This window comes from Mycolicibacterium chitae, assembly GCF_900637205.1.
Lineage (GTDB): Bacteria > Actinomycetota > Actinomycetes > Mycobacteriales > Mycobacteriaceae > Mycobacterium > Mycobacterium chitae.
The window spans coordinates 3,162,966-3,189,713 of record NZ_LR134355.1; the positions used below are offsets into that span (position 1 = coordinate 3,162,966).

General features: G+C 70.3%; 26 protein-coding genes. 6 read left to right on the top strand and 20 right to left on the bottom strand.

From position 1 onward, the window contains the following. Nucleotides 1–4: 4 nt before the first annotated feature. The 3 genes from dprA to EL338_RS15015 are packed head-to-tail and all read right to left on the bottom strand — an operon-like array spanning nucleotide 5 to nucleotide 3,014. On the bottom strand, nucleotides 5–1,138 hold the full coding sequence (gene dprA, locus EL338_RS15005; protein WP_126334479.1) for a DNA-processing protein DprA: 1,134 nt from the start codon (nucleotides 1,136–1,138) through the stop codon (nucleotides 5–7). Continuing rightward, nucleotides 1,135–2,646 carry a YifB family Mg chelatase-like AAA ATPase gene (locus EL338_RS15010; RefSeq protein WP_126334480.1) on the bottom strand — a complete coding sequence of 504 codons (1,512 nt, stop codon included), beginning with the start codon at nucleotides 2,644–2,646 and terminating at the stop codon, nucleotides 1,135–1,137. Before EL338_RS15010 ends, dprA begins: the two co-directional genes overlap by 4 nt. Continuing rightward, nucleotides 2,646–3,014 carry a YraN family protein gene (locus EL338_RS15015; RefSeq protein ID WP_126334481.1) on the bottom strand — a complete coding sequence of 123 codons (369 nt, stop codon included), beginning with the start codon at nucleotides 3,012–3,014 and terminating at the stop codon, nucleotides 2,646–2,648. The genes EL338_RS15010 and EL338_RS15015 overlap by 1 nt, the downstream gene beginning before the upstream one ends. A 219-nt stretch (nucleotides 3,015–3,233) precedes the next feature. Between EL338_RS15015 and EL338_RS15020 the strand changes: the two genes are divergently transcribed. Beyond that, the gene (locus tag EL338_RS15020; RefSeq protein WP_126334482.1) at nucleotides 3,234–4,220 is read left to right on the top strand and encodes an Abi family protein; all 987 of its coding nucleotides are present in this window, start codon (nucleotides 3,234–3,236) and stop codon (nucleotides 4,218–4,220) included. Between the two features lie 58 nt (nucleotides 4,221–4,278). On the opposite strand, the gene EL338_RS15025 is transcribed toward EL338_RS15020, so the two are convergent. From EL338_RS15025 to rplS, 5 genes are all read right to left on the bottom strand, one after another. Beyond that, complete coding sequence (locus EL338_RS15025) at nucleotides 4,279–4,698, bottom strand: DUF6188 family protein (protein WP_126334483.1); 420 nt, start codon at nucleotides 4,696–4,698, stop codon at nucleotides 4,279–4,281. Between the two features lie 59 nt (nucleotides 4,699–4,757). After that, nucleotides 4,758–5,063, bottom strand: a complete 306-nt coding sequence (locus tag EL338_RS15030) for a DUF2469 domain-containing protein (RefSeq protein ID WP_003893809.1) — start codon at nucleotides 5,061–5,063, stop codon at nucleotides 4,758–4,760. Further along, a complete protein-coding gene (locus tag EL338_RS15035) occupies nucleotides 5,060–5,764 on the bottom strand; it encodes a ribonuclease HII (protein WP_126334484.1) in 705 nt (234 codons plus the stop codon). Before EL338_RS15035 ends, EL338_RS15030 begins: the two co-directional genes overlap by 4 nt. 1 nt (nucleotide 5,765) lies before the next feature. Then, complete coding sequence (lepB, locus tag EL338_RS15040; protein WP_126334485.1) at nucleotides 5,766–6,587, bottom strand: signal peptidase I; 822 nt, start codon at nucleotides 6,585–6,587, stop codon at nucleotides 5,766–5,768. A 63-nt stretch (nucleotides 6,588–6,650) separates the two neighbouring features. Next, nucleotides 6,651–6,992 carry a 50S ribosomal protein L19 gene (gene rplS, locus EL338_RS15045; RefSeq protein WP_126336881.1) on the bottom strand — a complete coding sequence of 114 codons (342 nt, stop codon included), beginning with the start codon at nucleotides 6,990–6,992 and terminating at the stop codon, nucleotides 6,651–6,653. Nucleotides 6,993–7,273: 281 nt separating this feature from the next. Here rplS and EL338_RS15050 point away from each other — a divergent pair, with 281 nt between their 5' ends. Continuing rightward, nucleotides 7,274–8,176 carry a serine hydrolase gene (locus tag EL338_RS15050; RefSeq protein ID WP_372942702.1) on the top strand — a complete coding sequence of 301 codons (903 nt, stop codon included), beginning with the start codon at nucleotides 7,274–7,276 and terminating at the stop codon, nucleotides 8,174–8,176. 7 nt (nucleotides 8,177–8,183) lie between these two features. On the opposite strand, the gene trmD is transcribed toward EL338_RS15050, so the two are convergent. The 5 genes from trmD to EL338_RS15075 all read right to left on the bottom strand — a co-directional run bounded on the left by trmD (nucleotide 8,184) and on the right by EL338_RS15075 (nucleotide 10,713). Then, on the bottom strand, nucleotides 8,184–8,861 hold the full coding sequence (gene trmD / locus EL338_RS15055) for a tRNA (guanosine(37)-N1)-methyltransferase TrmD (protein ID WP_126334487.1): 678 nt from the start codon (nucleotides 8,859–8,861) through the stop codon (nucleotides 8,184–8,186). A gap of 8 nt (nucleotides 8,862–8,869) precedes the next feature. Further along, nucleotides 8,870–9,391 carry a ribosome maturation factor RimM gene (gene rimM, locus EL338_RS15060; RefSeq protein ID WP_126334488.1) on the bottom strand — a complete coding sequence of 174 codons (522 nt, stop codon included), beginning with the start codon at nucleotides 9,389–9,391 and terminating at the stop codon, nucleotides 8,870–8,872. 14 nt (nucleotides 9,392–9,405) lie between these two features. Continuing rightward, the gene (locus EL338_RS15065) at nucleotides 9,406–9,648 is read right to left on the bottom strand and encodes an RNA-binding protein (protein ID WP_085102554.1); all 243 of its coding nucleotides are present in this window, start codon (nucleotides 9,646–9,648) and stop codon (nucleotides 9,406–9,408) included. Beyond that, nucleotides 9,645–10,127, bottom strand: coding sequence for a 30S ribosomal protein S16 (gene rpsP / locus EL338_RS15070; RefSeq protein WP_126334489.1), 483 nt, complete (start codon nucleotides 10,125–10,127; stop codon nucleotides 9,645–9,647). Before rpsP ends, EL338_RS15065 begins: the two co-directional genes overlap by 4 nt. A gap of 166 nt (nucleotides 10,128–10,293) precedes the next feature. After that, the gene (locus tag EL338_RS15075) at nucleotides 10,294–10,713 is read right to left on the bottom strand and encodes a nuclear transport factor 2 family protein (protein ID WP_126334490.1); all 420 of its coding nucleotides are present in this window, start codon (nucleotides 10,711–10,713) and stop codon (nucleotides 10,294–10,296) included. Nucleotides 10,714–10,808: 95 nt separating this feature from the next. Here EL338_RS15075 and EL338_RS15080 point away from each other — a divergent pair, with 95 nt between their 5' ends. From EL338_RS15080 to EL338_RS15090, 3 genes are all read left to right on the top strand, one after another. Continuing rightward, nucleotides 10,809–12,449, top strand: coding sequence for a diflavin oxidoreductase (locus tag EL338_RS15080; protein ID WP_126334491.1), 1,641 nt, complete (start codon nucleotides 10,809–10,811; stop codon nucleotides 12,447–12,449). 17 nt (nucleotides 12,450–12,466) lie between these two features. Beyond that, complete coding sequence (locus EL338_RS15085) at nucleotides 12,467–13,333, top strand: D-alanyl-D-alanine carboxypeptidase family protein (protein WP_126334492.1); 867 nt, start codon at nucleotides 12,467–12,469, stop codon at nucleotides 13,331–13,333. 72 nt (nucleotides 13,334–13,405) lie between these two features. Further along, the gene (locus tag EL338_RS15090) at nucleotides 13,406–14,248 is read left to right on the top strand and encodes a D-alanyl-D-alanine carboxypeptidase family protein (protein WP_126336882.1); all 843 of its coding nucleotides are present in this window, start codon (nucleotides 13,406–13,408) and stop codon (nucleotides 14,246–14,248) included. Between the two features lie 11 nt (nucleotides 14,249–14,259). Here the strand turns inward: EL338_RS15090 and EL338_RS15095 are convergent, their stop codons facing one another. From EL338_RS15095 to ftsY, 6 genes are all read right to left on the bottom strand, one after another. Continuing rightward, complete coding sequence (locus tag EL338_RS15095; protein WP_126334493.1) at nucleotides 14,260–15,327, bottom strand: amidohydrolase family protein; 1,068 nt, start codon at nucleotides 15,325–15,327, stop codon at nucleotides 14,260–14,262. Continuing rightward, the gene (ffh, locus tag EL338_RS15100; protein ID WP_126334494.1) at nucleotides 15,327–16,883 is read right to left on the bottom strand and encodes a signal recognition particle protein; all 1,557 of its coding nucleotides are present in this window, start codon (nucleotides 16,881–16,883) and stop codon (nucleotides 15,327–15,329) included. Before ffh ends, EL338_RS15095 begins: the two co-directional genes overlap by 1 nt. A gap of 51 nt (nucleotides 16,884–16,934) precedes the next feature. Further along, nucleotides 16,935–19,412: a [protein-PII] uridylyltransferase gene (locus EL338_RS15105; protein WP_126334495.1), complete on the bottom strand. Its 2,478-nt coding sequence runs from the start codon at nucleotides 19,410–19,412 to the stop codon at nucleotides 16,935–16,937. Nucleotides 19,413–19,444: 32 nt separating this feature from the next. Further along, nucleotides 19,445–19,783 carry a P-II family nitrogen regulator gene (locus EL338_RS15110; RefSeq protein WP_102142927.1) on the bottom strand — a complete coding sequence of 113 codons (339 nt, stop codon included), beginning with the start codon at nucleotides 19,781–19,783 and terminating at the stop codon, nucleotides 19,445–19,447. Nucleotides 19,784–19,822: 39 nt separating this feature from the next. Continuing rightward, complete coding sequence (locus EL338_RS15115; protein ID WP_126334496.1) at nucleotides 19,823–21,187, bottom strand: ammonium transporter; 1,365 nt, start codon at nucleotides 21,185–21,187, stop codon at nucleotides 19,823–19,825. A 168-nt stretch (nucleotides 21,188–21,355) separates the two neighbouring features. Further along, complete coding sequence (ftsY, locus tag EL338_RS15120) at nucleotides 21,356–22,645, bottom strand: signal recognition particle-docking protein FtsY (protein WP_126334497.1); 1,290 nt, start codon at nucleotides 22,643–22,645, stop codon at nucleotides 21,356–21,358. A gap of 56 nt (nucleotides 22,646–22,701) precedes the next feature. On the opposite strand from ftsY, the gene EL338_RS15125 reads away from it, so the two are divergent. Further along, nucleotides 22,702–23,142 carry a type II toxin-antitoxin system Rv0910 family toxin gene (locus EL338_RS15125; protein WP_126334498.1) on the top strand — a complete coding sequence of 147 codons (441 nt, stop codon included), beginning with the start codon at nucleotides 22,702–22,704 and terminating at the stop codon, nucleotides 23,140–23,142. Here the strand turns inward: EL338_RS15125 and smc are convergent. Further along, complete coding sequence (smc, locus tag EL338_RS15130; RefSeq protein WP_126334499.1) at nucleotides 23,139–26,720, bottom strand: chromosome segregation protein SMC; 3,582 nt, start codon at nucleotides 26,718–26,720, stop codon at nucleotides 23,139–23,141. The genes EL338_RS15125 and smc overlap by 4 nt on opposite strands. Between the last annotated feature and the right edge of the window lie 28 nt (nucleotides 26,721–26,748).

Consider the following 26,748-nt stretch of genomic DNA (forward strand, 5'->3'; position numbering starts at 1 on the left):
ACGTTCACCCGGCGGCCCGCCGCGCGATCCGCCACCTCCCGTCGCGCTGCTCGATCAGGCCCGCGATCTCCAGCGTGGTCAGCGGCGCCAGGATCTGTTGGGCGGGCAGGGCCGCGGCCACGGCGATCTGTTCGACGGTGGCCCCACCGCGGCCCGGCAGCGCCTCGAACACCGTGCGTTCGACCTCGGTCAGCCCGTCCAGCGGGGACACCGGGTGCTGCGGGTCCTCGGCGAGTTCACCCATCCGGCCGACGATCTCGACGATCTCCTGCGGGCGGGTCACCAGTTCCGCCCCGCGGCGCAGCAACTGGTGACAGCCCGCGGAGGCCCCCGAGGTCACCGGGCCGGGCACCGCGCACACCACCCGGCCCATCGCGGCGGCCCAGGCCGCGGTGTTGGCCGCGCCGCTGCGCAGCCCCGCCTCCACCACCACCGTGCTCCCGGAGACGGCCGCCACCAGTCGATTACGCGTGAGGAAGCGATGCCGCGCGGGTCGCACCCCCGGCGGATATTCGGTCAGCAGCAGCCCCGAGGTGGCGATGCGGTGCAGCAGCGCCGAATGCCCGGCCGGGTAGAACACGTCGATTCCGCCGGCCAACACCGCGACGGTGGTGCCGGCCCCGGCCAGGGCGGCGCGATGCGCAGCGCCGTCGATCCCGTAGGCCCCGCCGGAGACCACTGCCACCTCGTGTTCAACCAGCCCGGTGGCCAGGTCCGCGGCCACGTGCTCGCCGTAGGCGGTGGCCGCGCGGGTCCCGACGATCGCCGCCGACCGCCACGCGATGTCGTCGAGCCGGCCCGGCCCCAACGCCCACAACACCAGGGGCGCGCCGCCACGCGGCCGGTCCCGCATGGCGTCGGCGCCGAAGACCGTGAAGACCAACTGCGGCCACTCGTCGTCGTCGGCGGTGATCAGCCGCCCACCGCGGCGGTCCAGCAGTTCCAGATCGGCTGCCGTGCAGTCCAGTTCGCGCCGCGCGGCGGTCAACTCCCGCAGCTTGTCGGGCACCTCGCCGCGACGCACCAGCGCGGCGGCCTCCACTGGGCCGCGCTCGGCCACCAGCGCGTCCAGCGGTGGGCACGGTGGCTCCACCACCCGGGACAGATACGCCCAAGCACGTCGCTGGTCGGCGGTCATCGGACCGACCCCGGCTGCCGGAACCCGAGTGCCACCGTGATGTCCTCCTGGTTGGGCGAGGTGCGGCCGGCCAGGTCACACAGCGACCAGGCGACCCGCAGTGTGCGATCCACCCCGCGGATGCTGAGCAACCCGCGGTCCAGCGCGGTGCGCACCGGGGCCATGGCGGCGCGGCCGGGCCGAAATCCGCGCCGCAGCACCGGTCCGGGCACCTCGGCATTGGTCCGCACCCCCAGGACGCGCCAGCGTTGCGCCGCGGCCTCCCGCGCGGCGGCGACCCGTGCCCGCACCGCGGCGGTGGGCTCGCCGATCTCGTCGCCGAGGGCGCCGGAGCGCGCCGTCTGCATCTGAACCCGCAGGTCCACGCGGTCGAGCAGCGGCCCGGACAGCTTGCCCAGATAGCGCCGCTTGACCGCTCCGGGGCAGAGGCACTCCTGCGGATCGGCGGGCGCGCACGGGCACAGGTTCGCCGCCAGCACCAACTGAAACCGGGCCGGGTACCGCGCCACCCCGTCGCGCCGCGCCAGCCGGATCTCCCCCTCCTCGAGCGGGGTGCGCAGGGCCTCCATGACGCTGACCCCGATCTCCGCGCATTCGTCGAGGAACAACACCCCGCGGTGGGCCTGGCTGACCGCACCCGGGCGTGCAAGACCCGTACCGCCGCCGACCAGCGCCGCCACGCTCGAGGTGTGATGGGGAGCCACGAATGGCGGGCGGGTGATCAGCGGGGTCTCCTCCGAGAGCAGCCCGGCCACCGAATGGATGGCCGTGACCTCCAGCGCCTCGTCCGGTGACAGCGGCGGCAGCAGTCCCGGAAGGCGCTGGGCCAGCATGGTTTTCCCGATGCCCGGCGGCCCGGTGAGCATCAGGTTGTGCCCGCCGGCGGCCGCGACCTCCACCGCGTAGCGCGCCTGGGTCTGCCCCACCACCTCGGCGAGATCCGCGAGGGCGTCGTCGTCCGGGGTTCCCACTGCCACCCGGTCAGCCAGGCGCGCCTTGCCGGCCAACCAGGCCTGCAATTGGCGCAGCGATCGGACGCCGAGCACCTCGATGCCCTCGACCAGGCTGGCCTCCGCCAGGTTCGCCATCGGCACCACCGTCACCGGCCAGCCCTCCCGGCGGGCCGCCAGCACCGCCGGGAGCACACCGCGCACCGGCCGCACCCGGCCGTCCAGGGCCAGCTCGCCGAGCAGGATCGTCTTGTCCAGGTGCGGCCACGACTTCTTCTGGCTGGCCGATAACACCGAGGCGGCCAGGGCGAGGTCGTAGACGCTGCCCATCTTCGGCAGCGTCGCCGGCGACAGCGCGAGGGTCAGTCGCGCCATCGGCCACTCGCCGCCACTGTTGGTCACCGCCGAGCGGACCCGGTTGCGCGACTCCTGCACCGCCGTGTCGGGCAGACCGACCAGGTGCACGCCGGGCAACCCGGAGGTGATGTCGGCCTCGATCTCCACCAGTTCGCCCTGCAATCCGGTGACGCCCACCGAGTAGGCCCGTCCGAGCGCCATCACGCCACGCCCCGCAGATGGTTGATCTCCGGGGTGCGGCGCCGCCCGATCCGGACCCCGATGACGTCGATGCGCAGACCCCGATACCGGCGGTCCTGACCGGCCAGCCACAGGCCCGCCAGGCGGCGCAACCGGCGCACCTTCTGCGGTGGCACCGCCTCGGCCAGGCCGCCGAAGCCGTCCCCGGTGCGTGTCTTGACCTCGACGAAAACCACGGTGCCGGAGCCGTTCTCGACGGCGATGACATCGAGCTCGCCGTAGCGGCAGCGCCAGTTGCGCGCCAGGATGGTCAACCCCAGGTTCTGCAGATGCTCAACGGCCAGTTGCTCCCCCAGCGCCCCCAGCTGGGCCCGCGTCCACGTCGTCATGGCACCCAGGGTGGGCGCAGCACCCGACATCGCGTGCTCGCCTCATCGGCTTTTCCGGGTCAGGAAGCGCTGTTGTCCACAGTCGGGTCTCGATCCACAGCCCGGGCTGGACCAGCCGCATCGGCCCGAAGACCACGAAGTCCGAAGTGGTATCTTGGTCACATCATGATCAGCCCGTTGCCGTAAAGGCGCGGGCTGATTTTCTTTCCGGAAAGGCACATGGCGGAGTACACGAAGCCCTGGCTGTCCGTCGGCGAGCAGATCGAACGGCTGGTCGACCATGGAGTAGAGGTAGGCGACCGCGGTCGCGCGTCCACCTTCTTGCATGCGATCGGGTACTACCGCCTCACGGGCTACCTCTATCCCTTTCGAGAGTCCGAACAGTACGTCGACGACGATGGCCGCTCACGAACGCGCGTTCTCAGCCGCTATCGGCCTGGTACGACACTCCGGCACGCCGAGGAGATCATAAGTTTCGATCGGCGGCTGCGGATGCTTGTCATGGAAGGCGTCGAGCGGATCGAGGTCGCCGTACGGATGCGAATTGGGCATGTTCTCGGGCGCTCCTCGCCCTTTGCCCACGAGGACCCTGGCTGCTTCACTCCGACATTCACAGCGGCCAGCACCGACACTCGCATGCCCGCGCCGAGCAAGCACGTGCAATGGCTACAACGGGTCAACGTGCGCAGGGCCAGTTCGGATGAGCAGTTCGTCGAGCACTTTCGGGAGAAGTACGACGGTCGGATGCCGATCTGGGCTCTGACCGAGATCCTCGAGCTCGGTCATCTCTCCCTCCTCTACACGGGCATGAATCAGAAAGAAGCGGAAGAAATCGCCACCGTCTTCGACGTCCCGACGAAAAAGCTCATGGCCAGCTGGCTTGCCAGTCTGAATTACGTGCGTAACGTAGCCGCGCACCACGCACGGCTGTTCAATCGCAAGCTCCAGAACGCACCGTCCAGGCCAAAGGTCGGTCAGATTCCGGTCCTCGACCACCTGCGAAACGAAGAAAGCGCGAAGGGTGCCTTCGGCACCTACAACGCGCTGGCAGTAATTGCCCATCTGCTGCCGTCAATCGAACCCGACAACGAGTGGACACCGCAGGTCGCCAACCTACTGCGGGAGTTCCCAACCTCGGGCGCCCTGACCCTGAAGTCGATGGGGACGCCGCAAGACTGGGAGTCGCTGGATCTCTGGCACTCCTGAGGCAGCCGCCACAGGACGGCACGCCCACCGCCCCAACGGAACTCCACCCGGCGCATTATCAGTGGATCGCGGTGGTGTCCTCGTCGTCGATGTCGTGGCGCACCACCCGCACCCGCCCGTGCGGCAGGCAGGCCATGTAGCCGTGGTACTTGCCGTAGAGCTCCCACGCGGTGGCGCGCTCGTCCGGGTCGACGTCGATGCGGTGCCCCCGGGAGAACCCCAGGTGCAGACAGCCCTCGTCGTCGCACCGGGCGTGGGTGCACACCGCGCCGGCCAGATCCAGCAGCGGCCGCTGCTGCGCGGGCACGTTGGTCGGGTCGATCAGCACCTGCTCCTCGGGGTAGCGACCCACCGGAGGCACCGTCAGCCGCATCGGCCCGGAGATGACCAGTTCGTTGTAGTCGTCGAGATTGAGGACCAGACCGCCGTGCAGCGAGACCCGCTGGACAGTGCACTGCTCGATCCATTGCGTGAGCATGACCGCTCCCTTCGCCACGTCATCGGGGCAGGTCTACATGGTATGCCCGCGGCGGCGGCCTATTCGGGCAGTCGCAGCTCGGGCTTCTCGACCTCTTCGATGTTGACGTCCTTGAACGTGATCACGCGGACCTGCTTGACGAAGCGCGCCGGCCGGTACATGTCCCACACCCAGGCGTCGGCCAACCGCAGTTCGAAGTACACCTCGCCGTCGGCGTTGCGCGGGATCAACTCGACGCTGTTGGCCAGGTAGAACCGCCGCTCGGTCTCCACGACGTAGCTGAACTGCCCGACGATGTCCTTGTACTCGCGGTACAGCGAGAGCTCCATCTCGGTCTCGTACTTCTCGAGATCTTCAGCACTCATCTGTTTCGCAGTCCTTCTCGTGTCCGATCGATGTTCCCAGGCTCGCACGGTACGGCGAGCCGGCGCACGTTGATGAACGAATACCGGTGCGCACGGCTCGGGCCCAGCTCGGCCAGCGCCGCGCTGTGGCCGGGGGTGCTGTAGCCCTTGTGCTCGGCGAAACCATAGCCGGGATGGGTCGAATCCATCTCGACCATCAGCCGGTCCCGGCTGACCTTCGCCAGCACGCTGGCCGCGGCGATGCAGGCCGCCGCCCCGTCCCCGCCGATCACCGGCAGCGACGGCACCGGCAGGCCGGGCACCCGGAAGCCGTCGGAGAGCACGTAGCCGGGGCGCACCGAGAGCCCGGCCACCGCCCGCCGCATCCCCTCAATGTTGGCCACGTGCACGCCGCGCCGGTCCACCTCGGTGGAGTCGATGAAGACGATGTGAAATGCCAAGGCGTACCGGCGGATCAGCGGGAACAGCTGTTCGCGCTGCTTCTCGGTGAGGCGCTTGGAGTCGTCGAGCAGCGACAGGCTCTCCCGCCGGTTGGGACCCAGCACGCAGGCGGCCACCACCAGCGGACCGGCGCACGCGCCGCGACCCACCTCGTCGACCCCGGCCACCGGGCCCAGCCCGCTGCGGTACAGCGCGGACTCCAGGGTGCGCATCCCGGAAGACTTGCGGATGATCGCCCGCGGCGGCCACACGGTGGTCACGCTAACCGCCTTGCTGCGGGTTGACCGAGTTCACCCCGCCCCACCGCGACGGCGGCCAGGCGATGAACTGCGCCTTACCGATGACGTTCTCCACCGGGATGGTGCCGTTCATCGGATCACCCGTGCAGATCAGCCCCTCCTGGGCGTCCTCGGGCGTGCTGGTGCAGTGGGCGCGCGAATCCGCCGAGTGGGTCCGGTTGTCCCCCATCACCCACAACCGCTCGTCGGGCACCGTCACCGGGCCGAACTCGTTGCCCAGGCAGGGGTAGATGGCCGGGTCGGCGTTCATGGTCTCGGGGTCCAGGTACGGCTCGTGCAGCGGCTTGCCGTCGACGGTCAGGCCCGTCTCGGCGCGGCACTGCACGGTCTGTCCGCCGACGGCGATGATCCGCTTCACCAGGTCGTTCTGGTCGGGCGGGACGAAACCGATGACCGACAGTGCGTCCTGCACCCAGCGGATCGCGGTGTTGTCCGAGCGGATCGACTTATAGCCGACGTTCCACGACGGCGGGCCCTTGAAGACCACCACGTCGCCGGGTCCCGGTTCGGTGAACCGATAGGACAGCTTCTCGACCATGATCCGGTCGCCCACACACCCCGGGCAGCCGTGCAGCGTGGGCTCCATCGACTCCGAGGGAATCAGGTAGGGCCGTGCGATGAACGTCAGCATCACGTAGTAGAGAACGAGCGCGATCACCACCAGGATCGCGGCTTCGCGAAGCGCGGAATGCTTCTTGGTCTTCGCGCTGCCGTCCTCGTTGCCACCCTCGGAGGGGGGCGGGGCCTGCCGTGCAGATTCGGCCGAGTCCTCGGTGTCGGTCACGGGATCAGCGTAGCCAGGGGCCGAAGGCGACCGCGCAGCGCAGCGTGCGCGGGTCGCGCAAGATCAGCGCTTCTCCTTGATCTTGGCCTTCTTGCCACGCAGTTCGCGCAGGTAGTACAGCTTGGCCCGGCGCACGTCGCCGCGGGTCAGCACCTCGATGCGGTCGACGTTGGGCGAGTGGATCGGGAAGGTGCGCTCGACACCGACGCCGTAGCTCTCCTTGCGGACGGTGAACGTCTCGCGGACACCGCCACCCTGGCGGCGGATGACGACGCCCTTGAAGACCTGGATACGTTCCTTGGTGCCCTCGATGACCTTCACGTGCACGTTCACGGTGTCGCCGGCGCCGAAGGCCGGGATGTCGTCGCGCAGCGACGCCTGGTCGACGAAGTCCAGCGTGTTCATCGGTGACTCTTCCTTGCGGTCGCGGCTCATTGCAGCACCGTCCGCTCGTGGGAGCGATGCGGTTGCCGAGCCGATGTTCGGGCTAAATTACGTTCTCACATGGTTCTCGCGCCGCCGATGCAGACACCAGCAGGCGCGGACAACTGCTCAATTGTGCCAGATCAGACCCACTGGAGTGAAATCGCCACCGACGGCGCGCGTCAGGTCCGCGCGGATTAGGGTGAAAACGCGGGCGACCACGCCATTACGACGACATTACGCGGCCCGAGTCCGGTGAGGAGATGCCCACGATGCGTCGCGCTGTCGCGACTGTGACGATCGCGGTACTGCTGGCCACCTGCGCGGGTTGCGAGGCGCGCGTCTACGGCAACCCGGGCCACCAGCCCGAGGGTCCCGGCCTGACCGCGGTCCCCGCCGCCCCCACCGACGCGACCCCCCTGGCCCCGCCCGCTGCGGCCGCTGCCTCGTTGGCCGACCTGGCCCTCCGCGCCGAGCAGGCGGTCGCGGAGGCCGCCGAGAGGGGCGCCGACATCTCGTTCCGGATGCTCGACCGCCAGACCGGCCGACAGGTCGCCGCCGGGGCGCCCGGGCTGGCCACCGCGTCGGTGGTCAAGCTGTTCATCGCCGACGACCTGTTGATGCGCGAGCCGGACCTGTCGGCGGCCGACCGCGAATCGCTGGACGTCATGCTGCGGTCCTCCGACGACAATGCGGCCGAGGAATTCTGGAACCGCGGCGGCGGCGAGGAGATCATCGGCCGGGTCGCCGCGCGCTACGGCCTGGCCGCCACCGCGCCGCCGAGCAACGGGCGCTGGTGGAACACCGTCAGCACGACCGAGGATCTGGTGCGGTTCTACGACAAGCTGCTCGACGGCTCCGGCGGACTGCCGCCCGAGCGGGCCAACATCATCCTCAACGACCTGGCCCAGTCGACGCCCGAGGGGATCGACGGGTATCCGCAGCGGTTCGGCATTCCCGACGGCCTGCCGGGCGAACCCGTTGCGGTCAAACAGGGTTGGATGTGCTGCATCGGTCCCGACTGGATGCACCTGTCCAGCGGCATCGTCGGCGCCGACCGCCGCTACGTGATGGTGGTCTACGCGCTGCAGCCCACCGACGACGCCACCGCACGCAACACCATCACCGACGCCATCCGGACCATCTTCCCCACCGGCCGGATCTGAGCGCGGCTCAGTCCAGCAGGTCCGGGCGGCGTTCGCGGGTGCGTTGCAGCGACTGTTCGTGGCGCCAGGCCGCGATCTTCGCGTGGTCACCGGAGAGCAGGATCTCCGGCACGTCCAGGCCGCGCCAACTCGGTGGGCGGGTGTAGCTCGGCCCCTCCAGCAGGCCGTCGGAGTGCGAATCCTCTTGGTGTGACGCGGGATTGCCCAGCACGTCGGGCAGCAGCCGGACGACGGCCTCGATCATCACCAGCGCCGCGGACTCGCCCCCGGCCAGCACGTAGTCGCCGATCGAGAGTTCCTCGACGCGCATCCGGCGCGCGGCGTCCTCGGCCACCCGCTGATCGATGCCCTCGTAGCGGCCGCACGCGAAGACCAGGTGCTTCTCGGTGCTGAACCGCGCCGCGGTGGCCTGGTCGAACAGCTTGCCGGCGGGTGCCGGCACCACCAGAAGGGAATCTTGCGAACAGATCTCGTCCAGCGCCGACCCCCAGACCGGGGCCTTCATCACCATGCCCGGCCCGCCGCCGTACGGCGAGTCGTCGACCGAGCGGTGCACGTCGTGGGTCCAGCGCCGCAGGTCGTGCACGCCGAGGTCGACGATGCCGGCCTCGATCGCCTTGCCCGGCAACGCCTGCCGCAGCGGCAGCAGGTAGTCCGGGAAGATGGTGATGACGTCGATACGCATGGCGGCCACTACTCCAGGTCCAGCAGACCGTCCGGCGGATCGATCTCGATGACCCCGTCGGCCAGGGACACCGTCGGCACGATCGCGGTGACGAACGGCACCAGGATCTCGGTCCCCGCCGGGGTTTTCACGCTCAGTAGTTCGCCACCCGCGGTGTGCAGCACCTCGGCGACCGTGCCGACCTCGACCCCGTCGACCGTGCGCACCGCGAGGTTCTCGAGCTGGTGGTCGTAGTACTCCTCGGGGTCCGCGGTGGGCGGCAGGTCCGCGGAATCCACCACGAACAGGGTGCCGCGCAGCGCCTCGGCGGCGTTGCGGTCGCCGATCCCGGCCAGGCGCACCAGCAGCCGGTTGCCGTGGGTACGCGCCGACTCGACGGTGTAGCTGCCGGCCGGAGCGCCGCGAGAGGCCTTGGCACGCAGCGTGTTCCCGGGGGCAAACCGAACGTCCGGATCATCGGTGCGGATGTCCACGACGACCTCACCGGTGATGCCGTGGGCCTTGGCGACCCGACCGACTACCAGCTCCACGAGAGCACCAGGACCTACTGGTCGGTGTCCACCACGTCGACGCGGATACCACGACCGCCGATTCCGGCGACCAGGGTGCGCAGGGCGGTCGCGGTGCGTCCGCCCCGGCCGATCACCTTGCCGAGGTCGTCGGGGTGGACATGCACCTCGACGGTGCGACCACGGCGGGAGGTGACCATGTCGACGCGAACGTCTTCGGGGTTGTCGACGATTCCGCGCACCAGGTGCTCAACGGCGTCGACGACGACCGTGCTCATTCTGCGGGCGCCTCGGTGGCGGTCTCGGCCTTCTCGGCCTCAGCAGTCTCACCGGCCTTCTCGTCGGCCTTGTCTTCAGCCTTCTTGGCCGGCGCCTTCTTCTTCTTCAGCGTGGTGGCCTCGCCGCTGGGGGCACCGTCGGCCTCGGCCAGCGCGGCGTTGAACAGGTCCAGCTTGCTGGGCTTGGGCTCCTTGACCTTCAGGGTGCCCTCGGCGCCCGGCAGGCCCTTGAACTTCTGCCAGTCGCCGGTGATCTTCAGCAGTGCCAGCACGGGCTCGGTGGGCTGCGCGCCCACGCTCAGCCAGTACTGCACGCGCTCGGAGTCGATCTCGATCAGGCTGGGCTCTTCCTTCGGGTGGTACCGGCCGATGACCTCGATGGAACGTCCGTCGCGGCGGGTGCGCGCATCGGCGACCGCGATGCGGTACTGCGGATTGCGGATCTTCCCGAGTCGGGTGAGCTTGATCTTGACAGCCATGGTGAAGTCTTTTCTCCTACGATTGCCACGCTGCAATTCAGCGATGCGGGCGGGTTGCCCGATCCGGTTTTGCCTCGCGTGTGTGACGCCGCGCGGCGCATCCTTCTGAGGAAGCCGCGGGGCAGACAGCGGACCATTGTGCCAGAACGGCCCGCCCGAGTGGAAATCACAGCAGCTTGTCGAAGCACTTCTCCTCCACCCGACGGGTCAGGCGCCACCCGTCGGGGGTGCGGAGCAGCTCGTCGCAGTACCAGATCCCGACGAAGAGCACCTGCTTGGTGGTCTCGTCGAACACCAACGGGTTGAAGCAGATGGTGCGCGCCGTGGCCGTGTCCCCGTCGACGCGGATGTCGAAGTTGCCCAGCATGTGCGAGTAGGCCGGGAAGTTCGGGAGCACCTCGCCCAGCCACGCCTTGACCTCCGGATAGTGCCCGTCGACGCCCCCGGAGACCCGGTAGTCGATGTAGGCGTCCGGGGTGAACACCCGGTCCAGGTCGTCGAAGCGGCGCTGATCGATCGCCGAGGCGTAGTCGACCAGCAACTGCTGGATCTCGAGGCGGTCGGAGATCTCTGCCAAACTCAGCACGCCCCCATTGAACACGGTCGGACACCCCGTAGCCCCCACAACCCGGCGTCGCCTAACTAAGGTCACCCTAACTATCTGGCTGGCTGGAGGGCCCCGTGTCTGAATCTTCCGACTTTTCGCTGCTCGTCGCCTACGGCAGTGACATGGGCAGCGCCGAATACGTCGCCATGCAATTCGCCGAGGCCACCACGGCGATCGGCATCGCGGCCGAGGAGATCGAACTCAATCAGGTGGCCCTGGCCGACCTGCAGACCGCGACGCACTTCGTGGTCGTGGTCTCGACCTTCGGCGACGGCGAGTTTCCCGACAACGCGACGCTGTTCTGGGAGGAGTTGAGCGCGCCGGCGGCCGCCCGCCTCGAGCATCTGAGCTTCGCGGTGCTGGCCCTCGGCGACAGCGGCTACGAATTGTTCTGCAACGCCGGACGATTGCTCGACGACCGCCTCGAGGAACTCGGCGCGACGCGGCTGGCCGACCGCTACGAGATCGACGGCCACTACGAACCGGAGTCTGGGACCTGGATCGCCGACACCACCAAGATCTTCGCGGCCCTGCACGCCGAGGGTTCGTCCGCGTCGGTGAGCATCAGCACGGAACCCGTTGCCGCGCCGGAGAAGTCACCGGAGAAGTCAGGCTGGGACCGCAACAATCCCTATGTGGCGACGCTGTCCGTCAACCGGCTGCTGTCGGCCCCGGGTGCGGACAAGGAGGTCCGCCACTTCGAGATCGACCTGGCCGACTCGGGCATCAGCTATGCGGCCGGGGACTCGGTGGCCGTGCACCCCGTCAACGACCCGCGGCTGGTCGAGGCGATGCTGGCCGCCCTGCGCGTCGGCCCTGACCACGTCGTCGACGGCCACGACCTCCCGCTGGGCACGCTGCTGGCCGAACACCTCGAGATCCGCATCCCGTCGCGGGCCCTGCAGGCCCTGGTCGGGGGCCGCACCCGCGACGCCGAGGCCGCGGCCGCCCTCGGCGGCGCCGATCCCGAACAGCAGAACGCCTGGCTCTACGGTCGCGACGTGCTGGACCTGCTGGAGTTGGCCGACCTGGGTGTCGACGAGGTGGTCGAGACGCTGCGGCCCCTGCAGTTCCGGGACTACTCCATCTCGTCGAGTCCGCTGGCCCACCCGGACCGCGTGCACCTGACGGTGGCGACCGTCGAGTACACCCGCCCGACCCGCCGCCACGGCGGGGTCGCCTCCACCTATCTGGCGCGGCGCTGCGATTCGGTGCGGGTGCATCTGCGGCCCAACACCGCGTTCCGGCTGCCCGCGCCCGACGTGCCGATCATCATGGTCGGCCCCGGCACCGGCGTCGCCCCGTTTCGCGGGTTCCTGCAGGAACGGCGGACCCTCGGCGCCGCAGGCAAGTCCTGGCTGTTCTTCGGCGATCGCCGCCGCGCGACGCACTACCTGTACGGCGAGGAGCTGGAGGGCTTCGTCGACTCCGGCCACCTCACGCGGCTGGACCTCGCGTTCTCCCGCGACGGGAACGCCGGGGCGACAAAGCGTTACGTGCAGCACCGGATGCTCGAGCAGGCCGGCGAGCTGTGGTCGTGGCTGCAGGACGGCGCCTACTTCTACGTCTGCGGCAACGCCGACCGGATGGCCCGCGATGTCGACAAGACCCTGCACGAGGTCGTGGCCACCGGCGGCGGCCTGGACGCCGACGCCGCCCACGGCTACGTCAATCAGCTGATCAAGGATCATCGCTACGTGCGCGACGTGTACTGACGTTAAGCTCGACGGCCATGCGCAGACTCGCCCTCGGCCTGGCCCTGATGCTGCTGTTCTCCCCCGTCATCGCGCCAACCGCGGGGGCCGACATCCAGCCCGCGGGCTCGGCACCGATCCCGGCCGGCCCCGCGCAGGGCTGGATCGTCGCCGACCTGGACAGCGGCCAGGTGCTCGCCGGCCGCAACGAGAACCAGCACTACGCCCCCGCCAGCACCATCAAGACGCTGCTGGCCCAGGTGGTGCTGGACGAGGTCCCGCTGGACGCGACCATCGAGGCCATCGAGGAAGACACCTTGGTGGAGTGCAACTGCGCCGGCGTCGCCCCCGGCCAGACCTACACCGCCCGCCAGTTGCTCGACGGGCTGCTGCTGGCCTCGGGCAACGACGCGGCCAACACGCTGGCCCGGATGGTCGGTGGCACCGAGGCGGCGCTGGCCAAGATGAACGGCAAGGCCGCGTTGGCCGGCGCGTACGGCACCCACGCGGGCAGTGTCTCGGGCATCGACGGCCCCGGGATCGACATGTGGTCCACTCCGCACGACCTGGCGGTGATCTTCCGCTCCGCGCTGAGCAATCCGACGTTCCTCGAGATCGCGGGCCAGCCGACCGCGGTGTTCCCCACCAAGACCGGGCAACGGGTCCTGGTCAACCAGAACGAGATGCTGGCCCGCTATCCCGGCATGTTGGCCGGCAAGACCGGCTACACCGACCTGGCCCGCAAGACCTACGTCGGCGCCGCGGCCCGCGACGGCCGCCGGCTGGTGGTGGTCCTGATGTACGGCCTGGTACGCGAGGGCGGGCCGACCTACTGGGATCAGGCGTCGACGCTGTTGGACTGGGGCTTCGGCCTGGACCGCGGCGAGTCCGTCGGGATGCTCTGAGGCCGCAACCGGTTCGAGACCGCATCGGGGCCGTCGGGAGACCCTGACCGAATACGCTCGGCCCTCGTGCCTGTGCGAAGACCGCGTTGGCGGGCGGTCACGCTGCTGACCTCTGTGCTGCTGCTGATCGCCGGCACGGTGGCGCCGCAGGCTGCGACCGAACCGCCCGGCGCGGCGATCGCCGCACCCGATGGTTCGGCGAAGGCGTGGCTGGTGGCCGACATGGACACCGGTCACATCCTGGCCTCCAAGAATCCCTACACCCACTTCGCTCCGGCCAGCACCATCAAGGTGCTGCTGGCCATGGTGGTGCTCGATCACCTGTCGCCGGCCGCCGCGGTGCGTGCGAACGCCAACCACGCCAGAGTCGAATGCTCCTGTGCCGGCGTGGTTCCCGGTCAGGTCTACACCACTCGCCAATTGCTGGACGGCCTGCTGATGGTCTCCGGCAACGACGCGGCGAACCTGCTCGGCGACATGCTCGGCGGCTACCGCGCGGCGATCGCCCGGATGACGGCCAAGGCACACAGCCTCGGCGCCCGCAACACCCGGGCGATGTCGCCGTCCGGGTTGGACGGCCCCGGTTGGGAATCCATCACCACCGCGCACGATCTGGCTATCCTGATGCGCCGCGCCCTGGCCTATCCGGTGATCGCTCAGATCATGCGGCAGAGCACGGCGCAGTTCCCGTCGCGCACCGGCTTCAAGCAGATCACCAACCAGAATGAACTGCTGCGCACCTATCCCGGAAACCTCGGCGGCAAGACCGGATTCACCAACCTGGCCGGGCACACGTTCGTTACGGCCGCCCAACGGGACGGGCGCCGCCTGATCGTCGCCCAACTCAAGGGCAGTGGTAGCCAGTACGGTCAGGCAACGGCGTTGCTGGACTGGGGTTTTGCGCAGCCCCGCTAGCCGCCGGGAAGCTACTTGAAGACCCGACCCCGCAGGATCACCAGATCGGGATTGCCCAGCACGCCGGGCTGACGGGGGTCGGCCGCGTAGCAGACCAGGTCCGCGGGTGCGCCGTGCGCCAGGCCCGGTCGGCCCAGCCAGTCCCGCGCCGCCCAGGACGCCGCCCCCAGTGCGTCGTGGGCGCTCATCCCGATCCCGGTCAGCGCGGCGACCTCGTCGGCGATGCGGCCGTGGGCGATCATGCCGCCGGCGTCGGTGCCCGCGTAGATCGGGACACCGGCCTCGCGGGCCGCGCCCACCCGGTCCCGGCAGGACCCGTACAGATCCTGCATGTGCTTGGCGTAGGTGGGGTATTTCGTTGCCGCGGAGGCGATTCCGGGGAAGTTCTCGATGTTGATCAGGGTCGGGACCAGGGCGGTGCCGTGCTCGAGCATCAACTCGATGGTGTCCTCGGTGATGCCCGTGCCGTGTTCGATGCAGTCGATGCCGGCCTTGATCAGACCGGGTAGCGCATCCTCGCCGAACACGTGCGCGGTCACCCGCGCCCCGTGGGCGTGCGCGGCCTCGATGGCGGCGACGAGCACGTCGTCGGACCACAGCGGGGCCAGGTCGCCGACACCGCGGTCGATCCAGTCCCCCACCAGCTTGACCCAGCCGTCGCCGAAGCGCGCCTGCTCGGCGACGTACTGCGGCAGCTGCGACTCGTCCTCGATGTCGATCGGCAGGTTGGGGATGTAGCGCTTGGGCCGGGCCAGGTGCCGGCCGGCACGGATGATGCGCGGCAGGTCCTCGCGGTCGTCGAAGCTGCGGGTGTCCACCGGCGACCCGGCGTCGCGCAGCAGCAGCGCGCCGGCGTCGCGTTCGGTCTCGGCCTGGGCGGCGGCCTCGTCGAGATCGGTCGCGCCCTGCGGGGCCAGCCCCACGTGGCAGTGCGCGTCGACCAGGCCCGGGATGATCCAGCCGTCGGTGAACACGCTCTGCGCGTCGGGCAGCGGCTCGGCCGACAGCACACCGTCGGCGATCCACCAGTCCACGGGTTCCGCATCGGGCAACCCGATACCGCGTACGTGCAGCCGCACTACTTCTGTCCCGGGAACTTCAGCTTGGACAGGTCGAAGTCCGCCAGGCCGGGCGGCAGCTCGTCGAGGCCGGGCGGCAGCTTCGACAGGTCCGGGAAGCCACCCGGCACGGCGCCCAGCGGGTTGCGCGGCTGCGTCGGACCCGCCTTCTTGCGGCCCTTCTTGCCCTTGGCGTTCTTGCCGCCCTTGCGGTTCTTGGATTTTCGGTTCAGCCCCGGCATGCCGAACTGGCCGGCCATCGAGGACATCATCTTGCGGGCCTCGAAGAACCGGTCCACCAGCTGGTTGACCTCGGACACCGCGACCCCGGAGCCGTTGGCGATCCGCAGCCGGCGCGAGGCGTTGATGATCTTCGGGTCGGCGCGCTCGGCCGGGGTCATGCCGCGGATGATCGCCTGGAGCCGGTCCAGCTGCCGGTCGTCGACGGCGGCCAGGGCGTCCTTCATCTGCCCGGCGCCGGGCAGCATGCCCAGCAGGTTGCCGATGGGGCCCATCTGCCGGATCGCCAGCATCTGCTCGAGGAAGTCCTCCAGCGTCAGCTCCCCCGAGCCGATCTTGGCGGCGGCCTCCTCGGCCTTCTGCGCGTCGAAGACCTGCTCGGCCTGCTCGATCAGGCTCAGCACGTCGCCCATGCCGAGGATGCGGCCGGCCATCCGGTCGGGATGGAAGACGTCGAAGTCCTCGAGCTTCTCGCCGGTGGAGGCGAACAGGATCGGCACGCCGGTGACCTCGCGCACCGACAGCGCCGCACCGCCGCGGGCGTCGCCGTCGAGCTTGGTCAGCACCACGCCGGTGAAGCCGACGCCGGAACCGAAGGCCTCGGCGGTGGCCACGGCATCCTGACCGATCATCGCGTCGAGGACGAACAGCGTCTCGTCCGGCGACACCGCATCGCGGATGGCGGCGGCCTGGGCCATCAGCACGTCGTCGATGCCGAGGCGGCCCGCGGTGTCGACGATCATCACGTCGAAGTGCTTGGCCTTGGCCTCGGCCAGGCCGGCGGCGGCGACGGCCACCGGGTCGCCGGGCCCGGCGCCCTCGGTGTCGACGGCGTCGGCGGCGGTGCCCGGGTGCGGCGCGAACACGCTGACCCCGGCCCGTTCGCCGACGATCTGGAGCTGGCTGACCGCGCCGGGGCGCTGCAGGTCGCACGCCACCAGCAGCGGGGTGTGTCCCTTGCCGCGCAGCCACTTGGCGAGCTTGCCGGCCAGCGTGGTCTTACCGGCGCCCTGCAGGCCGGCCAGCATGATCACGGTCGGCGGTGTCTTGGCGAAGACCAGCGGACGGGTCTCGCCGCCGAGGATGCCGATGAGCTCCTCGTTGACGATCTTGACGACCTGCTGGGCCGGGTTGAGGGCCTCGGAGACCTCGGCGCCGCGGGAGCGTTCCTTGATGCGCCCGATGAACCCGCGGACCACGGGCAGCGACACGTCGGCTTCCAGCAGCGCCAGGCGGATCTCGCGGGCGGTCGCGTCGATGTCGGCATCGGTGAGCCGGCCCTTGCCGCGCAGGCCCGTCAGTGCGCCGGTCAACCGGTCGGACAGGGATTCAAACACGGGGCCAGCCTAACCGTTCGCCGTGGCCACGTTGAGACTGCGCCGCTGTGCTCAGCCTGCCTCCTCGGCGGGTTTCGCCGGCGGGGCGGGCAACGCCGCGTACAGCTCCTGCTCCAGCCCCTGCCGCTTATCGGACAGATCGGGGCCGACGAGCCCGAACACGTCCACCACCGACGATCCCAGCGTGGTCACCCGCGCCCAGGCGATGTCGACGCCGGCGCGTTCGAGGACCGCCGTCAGGGTGGCCAGCATCCCGGCCCGGTCGGTGCTGCGCACCTCGACCGTCAGCCGATCCGGCGCGCCCCCGGGGTGCCACAGGATCCGGGCCGGGGCCGCCGGCGGGTTGATCGGCACCCCCGGGCGGAACGTCCCGACGCGGCCCCGCGCGCCCGGGGCCGGGTGTTCGGCGTCGCGACGCGCCAGGGCGGCGATGACGTCCAGCTGCCCGTCGAGCGCCAGGACCAGTTGTTGGCGCAGCAGCCCGACGCTGGGCGGGTCGCCGAAGTGCGGCGCCACCACGAACGAGTTGATCGCCGAGCCCTCGTGGCTGTTCACCGAGGCCGAGTACACCCGCAGCGAGTGCAGCGCCAGCACCCCGGCCGCCTTGGACAGCAGCCCGCGTTGATCCGGGGCGATCATGGTCACGACGAACGTGCGCGGGTGATCCCCCGGCGCCAGGCCGACGTGCACGCCGCCGACCTCGGCCGCCAGCGAAAGGTGCTCGGGGAAAACGGCATCGGCGTGCGGCAGCGCTTCACCGGCCATCGCCAGGCGGCAGCGCCGCACCAGGTCGCCGATCAGGGAGGCCTTCCAGTCGCCCCACACGCCGGGGCCGGTGGCCAACGAATCCGCCTCGGCCAGCGCGTGCAGCAGTTCCAGCAGCACCGGGTCGCCGTCGAGCTTCTCGACGACGGCGGCGATGGTCTCGGGGTCCTGCAGGTCCCTGCGGGTGGCGGTGCCGGCCAGCAGCAGGTGGTAGCGCACCATCGCCGACAGCGTGTCGATGTCCGACGGCCACAGCCCCAGCCGGGTGCCGATCTGGTTGGCCAGTTCGGCGCCGATGACGCTGTGGTCACCCCCGCGGCCCTTCCCGATGTCGTGGCACAGCGCCCCGAGCATCAGCAGGTCGGGTCGCGACACCCGGGTGGTGAAAGCGCTTGCCCGGGAGACGGTTTCGATGAGGTGCCGGTCGACGGTCCAGATGTGCACTATGTCGCGGGGCGGCAGGTCGCGGATGGCGCCCCACTCCGGGAAGAGCCGGCCCCACAGGCCGGTGCGGTCCAGCGCCTCGACGGTGGCGATCACCGACGGGCCGGCGGCCAGCAGCACCAGCAGATCCTTGCGCGCCTGCGGTGGCCACGGCGTGCGCAACTCCGGGGCCGAGGCGGCCAGCCGGCTCAGGGTGGCCGCCGACATCGGCAGGCCGGTGGTCGCCGAGGCGGCCGCCACCCGCAGGATCAGGCCCGGATCGCGCTCCGGGCGGGCGTCGCGGGACAGGATGACCTCGCCGTTGTACTCGACCACCCCTTCGTCCAGCGGCCGGCGGATCGGGCGCCGCAGCGCGGCGAATCCCCGCTTGGGCAGCGCGTTCCCGGCGGTGCGCAGCCCGGAGTCCACGTAGTAGCCGATGGTGCGGGCCGCGTCGGACAGCCGGCGAGCCAGGTCGAAGCGGTCGCCGATGTGCAGCGCGGCGCCGATCTCGTCGGCGTGCTGGGCCAGCAGCAGGTCGCGGCCCCGCCCGGACACCCGGTGCAGTTCGGTGCGCACGTCCAGCAGCGCGCCGTGGGCATCGCCGAGGGTGCCCGTCGGGGACGCCAGCAGCCGACTGGGATAGACGTCGGCGAGTTGCGCGATGGCCAGCGCGTTGAGCAGTTGCACGTCGCGCAGTCCGCCGCGGCCGCACTTGAGGTCCGGCTCGGCCCGGTGGGCGATCTCGCCGCTGCGCTGCCACCGCTCGCGGGTGTGCTCGGCCAACTCGGCGAAGCGCCCGGCGATCCCGGTGCGCCACTGCCGCCGCGCCCCGCCGACCAGCAGCGTCGACAGCTCCGAATCGCCAGCGATGTGCCGGGCCTCGAGCATGGCCAGGCCCGCCGAGATGTCGGAGTTAGCCACCTGCAGCGCCTCGGGCACGGTGCGCACGCTGTGATCAAGCCGAATGTTGGCGTCCCACAACGGGTACCACAGCAGCTCGGCGACCTGCGAGACCGTCTCGGCGGGCATGTTGTCGTGCAGCAGCATCAGATCCAGGTCGGAGAACGGGACCAACTCGCCGCGGCCCAGCCCGCCGGTGGCCACGATGGCGAACCCGCTGGTCGGCGTGATGCCGATCTCGGTGGCCTTGCTGGTGAGCCAGAACTCGTGCAGTTCGAGCAGCGCCTGCCGCAGGCCGGCGGCGTCGAGGTGGCGGCCCGCGCCGGCGAGCAGATGCTTGACCGCGGTGGCCAGGTCGGTGGCCGGCTTGGACGCGCCCGCCGCCGGCGCCTCCCATCGGGAGGCCCCGGCGGCGGGATCGGGTTGTTGACTATTCATCTGTCCAGCCGAGGGTCAGAAACCGTTGTGCGTCAAAGGGCGTCGCTGCCTCGTTCGCCGGTGCGCACGCGCACCACCGTGTCCACCGGGCTCACCCACACCTTGCCGTCGCCGATCTTGCCGGTCCGGGCGGCCTGCACGATGACGTCCACGACCTTGTCGACGGCCGAGTCGTCGACGACGACCTCCACCCGAACTTTGGGCACGAAGTCCACGGAGTACTCGGCGCCGCGGTAGACCTCGGTGTGGCCCTTCTGCCGGCCGTAGCCCTGCACCTCGCTGACGGTCATGCCGAGAATTCCCGTCTGCTCCAGCCCGGTCTTCACATCCTCGAGCGTGAACGGCTTGACGATCGCGGTGATCAGCTTCATTTCGTCGATCCCTTCTCAGACACAGTCGATTCTCCCCGATCAGACGAGCTCATAAGCGGTTTCCGCATGCACGGTCTCGTCGATACCGGTGTGCTCATCCTCTTTACTGATGCGCCAACCCAGCGGCTTGACCAAGAAGGCGATGATGGTGGTCATGATCGCAGTAAACACGACGGCGATCGCGGCGATGACGAACTGGACCACGAGTTGCTGGATTCCGCCGCCGTAGAACAGGCCCGTGTCCAGCGCCAACAACCCGATGCCGATGGTGCCCCACAGCCCGGACACCAGGTGCACGCCGACCACGTCGAGCGAATCGTCGTAACCGAGCTTGTATTTCAGCGCGATGGCCAGCGAGGACAGCGCACCGGCCACCCCGCCGAGGATCAGCGACCCGATCGGCGACAGCGCGCCGCAGGCCGGGGTGATGGCCACCAGACCCGCGACGATGCCCGAGGCCGCACCCACGCTGGTGGCGTGGCCGTCGCGCAGGCGCTCCACCAGCAGCCAGCCCAGCATCGCGGCGGCGGTCGCCGCGGTGGTGTTGACCCACACCTGACCGGCGATCATGTCCGCGGCACCCTCGGAGCCGACGTTGAAGCCGAACCACCCGAACCAGAGGATGGCCGCGCCGAGCATCACGAACGGGATGTTGTGCGGCCGGAAGGTGGACTTGCCGAAGCTGGTCCGCTTGCCCAGCAGGATGGCCAGGACCAGCGCGGCCACGCCGGCGTTGATGTGCACCACGGTGCCGCCGGCGAAGTCGATGGGCGCCACGGTGGCCGACACCGAGCCGTCTTCGGCGGTGCTGGTACCGAACAGCCATGCGGCGAAACCGTTCTCGGCCCCGGACAGCAGGCCACCACCCCAAACCATATGGGCCAGCGGGAAATACACCAGGGTCACCCAGATGCCGCCGAACACCAGCCAGGTGCCGAACTTCATCCGCTCGGCGACCGCCCCGCTGATCAGCGCGACGGTGATGACCGCGAAGGTCAGCTGGAAGCCCACCCAGACGATGGCGGGGACAGTGCCGAAGCCACCGAGCACGAACGTGTCGGCGCCGTCGATCACCCGGGTCTCGAGCAGTTGGCTGACGCCGAACAGCGAGAACGGATTGTCGAAGATGCCGAGGATGTCGCCCTCGCCGGTGTGCGCCGAGGAGAACGACATCGAGTATCCCCACAGCACGTAGATGACGCTGACCACGCCGATCGACCCGAACGACATCATCATCATGTTCAGCACGGACTTCTGCCGGGACAGACCGCCGTAGAAGAACGCCAGCCCGGGCGTCATGAACAGCACCAGGGCAGCGGCGGTCAGGACCCACGCTGTGTCGCCGGCGCTCAAGCCGTCCGGCCCGAAGGGCGCGAACGCTTCATCTGGTAAGGCTAAGAGCACTTGGTGAACCTCCTCGCGAAGTACGCCGACTTAACGGCCTCGCTGAGAAGGTTCCTCAGTCGCGGTTTCACCGGTGATTCTGTTGTGTTTCTTGCTTGTGAACGGATTTCCCGACGTCGTTACACTCATGTTTCGCCCGGCCGACAAGCACTTGCGGCGCGCTGTGAGTCAGCCCAACAGCGCGTCGACGAACGCTCCCGGCTCGAACGGCGCGAGGTCGTCGGGCCCCTCGCCCAGGCCCACCAGCTTCACCGGCACGCCCAGTTCCTGCTGCACCCGGAACACGATCCCGCCCTTGGCGGTGCCGTCCAGCTTCGTCAGCACCACGCCGGTGATGTCGACGACCTCGGCGAACACCTTGGCCTGCGGCAGCCCGTTCTGACCGATGGTGGCGTCGAGCACCAGCAGCACCTCGTCGACGACGGCGCGCTTGCTGACCACCCGCTTGACCTTGCCGAGTTCGTCCATCAGGCCGGTCTTGGTGTGCAGCCGGCCGGCGGTGTCGATGACGACGACGTCGGCGCCGTTCTCGATGCCCTTGTCGACGGCGTCGAAGGCCACCGACGCTGGATCGGCGCCCTCGGGGCCGCGGACCACCTCGGCGCCCACCCGCGAGGCCCAGGACTGCAGCTGATCGGCCGCGGCGGCACGGAAGGTGTCGGCGGCGCCGAGGACCACGCGGCGGCCGTCGGCGACAAGCACGCGGGCCAGCTTGCCCACGGTGGTGGTCTTTCCGGTGCCGTTGACGCCGACGACCAGCAGCACCGACGGCGCGGCATCGTGCGGCAGCGCCCGGATGGAGCGGTCGTATTCGGGGTGCAACTGGGAGATCAGCGCCTCGCGCAGTACCGCGCGGGCGTCCGCGCCGGTGCGGGCCCCGCTGGCGAGCAGTTTGGCGCGCAGCTGTTCCATCACCGCGGCGGTCACGGTGGGCCCGAGGTCGGCGATCAGCAGGGTGTCCTCGACGTCCTGCCAGGAGTCCTCGTCCAGGTCGCCGCCGCCGAGCAGGCCCAGCACGGACTTGCCCAGCGCGTTCTGCGACTTGGCCAGCCGGCCGCGCAGCCGGTCCAGGCGCCCCTCGGCCGGTGCGATGGTGTCCAACTGAACAGCGGGTTCGGGCTCCGGCTCGGGCGCGGGTTCGGGCTCCGGCTCCGGCTCGGGCTCAGGTTCCGGCGCGGGCTCGGGTTCCGGCTCCGGCAGCTGCACCTCGGAGATGGTCCGCTTGGGCGCGTCGCGCGGAATCTCGGCGTCGTCGCCGATGACCGGGATCTGGTCCTCGCTGCGGCTGAACGTGATCCCGGAGCCGGCGGTATAGCCGCCCGAGCGGTCGATCTGCTTGTCGGTCTCCGCCGGCGGCAGGCTGATGCGGCTGCGCCGATAGCGCACCAGGCCGACGATGAGGGCGGCGATGACCAGGACGGCGATGACCGCTACGGCGATCCACAAACCTTGCGACACCCGGCCATTGTGCACGCGGGTCGGCAAGAGCGCGGGAAGTGGGTACCCGGGCACACATGGCAACGGTCGACGTATCCGAATCCTCGAACCTCACCCCCGCCGCGGCCTGGGCGCTGGCCTCGGACCTGCGGCGCTTCGACGAATGGCTGACCATCTTCGGCGGCTGGCGCGGACCGGTGCCCGACACCATCGAGGTGGGCACCACGGTGTCCTCGCTGATCAAGGTGAAGGGCTTCCGCAACGTCATCCACTGGGAGGTGACCCGCTACGAGGAGCCGCGCCGCATCGCCCTGCACGGCCACGGCCGCGGCGGCGTGCAGATCCAGCTCGACATGACCGTCACGGACGGGCAGCCCGGTTCGACGTTCCATCTGGTGGCGGAGCTGCGCGGTGGCCTGCTGTCCGGGCCGGTGGGCCGGCTGGTGGCCAAGGTGGTCGAATCCGACGTCCGCCGCTCGGTCCGCAAACTGGCGCGGCTGTCACCTACGGCCAGCTAGCTGCTCACCAGCTCCTGGCCCCGCAGCCGCTGGGAGATCACCTGGGTGATGCCGTCGCCCTGCATCGTGACGCCGTAGAGCGCGTCGGCGACCTCCATGGTCGGCTTCTGGTGGGTGATGACGATCAGCTGGGACTTCTCCCGCAGCTGCTCGAACAGCCCGATCAGCCGGCGCAGGTTGACGTCGTCGAGGGCGGCCTCCACCTCGTCCATGACGTAGAACGGCGACGGGCGGGCCCGGAAGATCGCGACCAGCATCGCGACCGCGGTCAGGGACTTCTCCCCGCCGGACAGCAGCGAGAGTCGCTTGACCTTCTTGCCGGGCGGGCGGGCTTCCACCTCGACCCCGGTGGTGAGCATGTCCGACGGGTCGGTCAGCAGCAGCCGGCCCTCCCCGCCCGGGAACAGCGAGCTGAACACCTGGCTGAACTCGCGCTCGACGTCGGCATAGGCCTCGGTGAACACCTGCAGGATCCGCGCGTCGACCTCCTCGACCACGTCCAGGAGATCCTTGCGGGCGGCCTTGACGTCCTCGAGTTGGGTGGACAGGAAGTTGTAGCGCTCCTCGAGCGCGGCGAACTCCTCGAGCGCCAGCGGGTTGACCCGGCCCAGTTCTTTGAGCTCCCGCTCGGCGCGCTTGGCGCGGCGCTCCTGGGTGGGCCGGTCGTACGGCATGGGGGCCGGGGCCATCACCTGCTCGCCGCGCTCACGGGCCTGCTCGTACTCCGCCATCTCCAGCTCGGTGGGCGGCAGCGGCACCTCGGGCCCGTACTCGGCGACCAGATCCGCCGCGGCCAACCCGAACTGCTCGAGCACCTGCTCCTCGAGCTGTTCGATGCGCAGCGCGGCCTGCGCCTTGGCCACCTCGTCGCGGTGCAGCGAGTCGGTCAGCGCCGCGATCCGGGTGCTCAGCGCGTCGACCTCCTCGCGCGCGGCGCTCAGCGCGGCGGCGCGCTGAGCGCGCTCGGCGGTCAGCCTGTCCCGGTTGCGCGAGGCCACGGCCACCACGCCGGACAACCGCTGCGCCACCTCGCGGCCGGCGGCGGCCACCGTCGCGGCCACCGCGGCGGCGTGCTCGCGGGCCGCGGCGGCCTGTTGCGCGCGCACCCGGGCCTCGCGTTCGGCCGCGGCCGCGCGGCGCAGTGAATCCGCCCGCCCCCGAACCGCATTCGCGCGTTCCTCGGCGGTGCGCACCGCCAGCCGGGACTCCACCTCGACGGTGCGGGCCTCGTCGGCGACGGCGGCGAACTCCTCCCGGTCGACCGGCGCGGCGTCGGTCTCCGACGGGGTCTCCTGCGCGTTGCGCAGCCGGGTCTCCAGCTCGGCGAGTTCGGCCACGGTCTCGCCGCGGCCGGCTTCGAGTTCCTCGCGCTGCTGCATCTGCCGGCGCCACTCGATCTCGGCGAGCCGGGCCTCCTGCCCCAACCGGCCCAGCTGTTCGTAGATCGAGGAGATGGCGGCATCGGACTCGTTGAGGGCGGCCAGCGCGTGCTCGGCGGCATCCTGGCGCGCGGCCTGCTCGGCCAACGCCCCGGCCAGCGCGGCGCCCAACTCCGAGGTCTGGGTCTCGGCGGCGGCCAACTCGGCACGAGCCTGCTCGATGGTGGAGGTGATCTCCAGCGTCGAGGGCTTGCGGTCCGAACCGCCGCTGACCCAGCCCGGGCCCACCAGGTCGCCCTCGCGAGTGACCGCGCGCAGCCGCGGCCGCTCCGCGACCAGGTCCAGGCCCGCGCCCAGATCCTCGACCACCACCACGTCGGCCAGCAGCGCCGTGATCGCCCCGCGCAGCCGCTGCGGGATCTCGACGAGGTCCAGCGCCCACTGCGCGCCGGCGGGCAGCGAGCCCTGCTCGCGGGTCGGTTCGGGCCAGTCCCCCAACACGATCGACGCGCGGCCGCCGTCGGCGGTCTTGAGCGCCTCGACGGCCGAACGCGCCGCACCGGAGGATTCGGCGGCCATCGCGTCGGCGGCCGACCCCAGCACGGCGGCCAGCGCGGACTCGGACCCGGGGCGCACCTTCAGCAGGTTGGCGACGGATCCGAAAAGCCCTGCGTCGCTGTGATTTTCGGCGAGCCACGCGGCGCCGTCCTTGCGATCGAGCCCCACCGACAACGCGTCGATCCGGGCCAGCAGCGAGGCCACCAGCCGTTCGGCGCTGCGCTCGGCGGCCTGCAGTTCGGCCACCCGCTCGTCGGCCAGCCGCAGCGCCGTCACGGTGCGGTCGTGATGCTCGTCGAGGCCGACCTCGCTCTGGTCCAGCTCCCCGACCTTGCCCTGCACGGTCTCGAACTCGGCCTGCGCGGCCTGCATGCGACCGGCCGCGTCCTCGATGCCCTGGGTCAGCCGGGTCACCCGGTCGTCGATCGACTCGACCCGGGCCCGCATGGTCTCCACCTGACCGGCCAGCCGGGCCAGGCCCTCGCGGCGGTCGGCCTCGGCGCGGACCGCGGCCATGTGCGCACGCTCGGCCTCGGCGGCGATCTGTTCGGCACGCGACAGCTCGGCGCGGGCCGCCTCGGCCCGGATCCGGGCCTCCTCGAGCTCGCCGAGCAATTCCAGCTCGAGCGCCGCGACCTCGTCGGCCTCCGCCTCAAGCTCCTCGGGATCGCGCCCACCGGTCTGCACGGGTTCGGCCTCGAGCAGTTGGGCGCGATCGCTGGCGATCCGCACCGTCGCGCTGACCCGTTCGGCCAGCGCCGAGAGCCGGAACCAGGTTTGCTGGGCGGCGTCGGCGCGCTCGCTGAGCGTGCTCACCGCGGCCTCGTGCGCGCTCAGCTCCTCGGTGGCGGCCGCGTGGCGCTCGGCGGCCTCCTCGTGCTCCTTGCGCAGCACGGCCTCGGTGCCGCCGACCCCGTCGAGCTCGGCCTGCCGCTTCACCAGGTCGTCGGCGGCCAGCCGCAGCCGGGCGTCGCGCAAGTCGGCCTGGATGGTCTGCGCGCGCCGCGCCATCTCGGCCTGCCGGCCCAGCGGCTTGAGCTGGCGGCGCAGCTCGGTGGTCAGGTCGGTCAGCCGGGCCAGGTTGGCGGCCATCGCGTCGAGCTTACGGACGGCCTTTTCCTTGCGCTTGCGGTGCTTGAGCACGCCGGCGGCCTCTTCGATGAATGCGCGGCGATCCTCGGGCCGCGATTCCAGGATCTGCGAGAGCCGGCCCTGCCCGACGATGACGTGCATCTCGCGGCCGATGCCGGAGTCGCTGAGCAGCTCCTGGACGTCCATCAGGCGGCAGCTGCTGCCGTTGATCTCGTACTCGCCGGCGCCGTCGCGGAACATCCGCCGGGTGATCGACACCTCGGAGTAGTCGATGGGCAGCGCGTTGTCGGAGTTGTCGATGGTGACGGTCACCTCGGCGCGGCCCAGCGGCGCCCGCGAGGACGTGCCGGCGAAGATGACGTCCTCCATCTTGCCGCCGCGCAGCGTCTTGGCGCCCTGCTCGCCCATCACCCAGGCCAGCGCGTCGACGACATTGGATTTGCCCGACCCGTTGGGTCCGACGACACAGGTGATCCCGGGCTCGAAGCGCAGAGTCGTCGGCGAGGCGAAGGACTTGAAGCCCTTCAGCGTCAGACTCTTGAGGTGCATGGCGTGCCAGCGTACCGGCCGGGGTTCA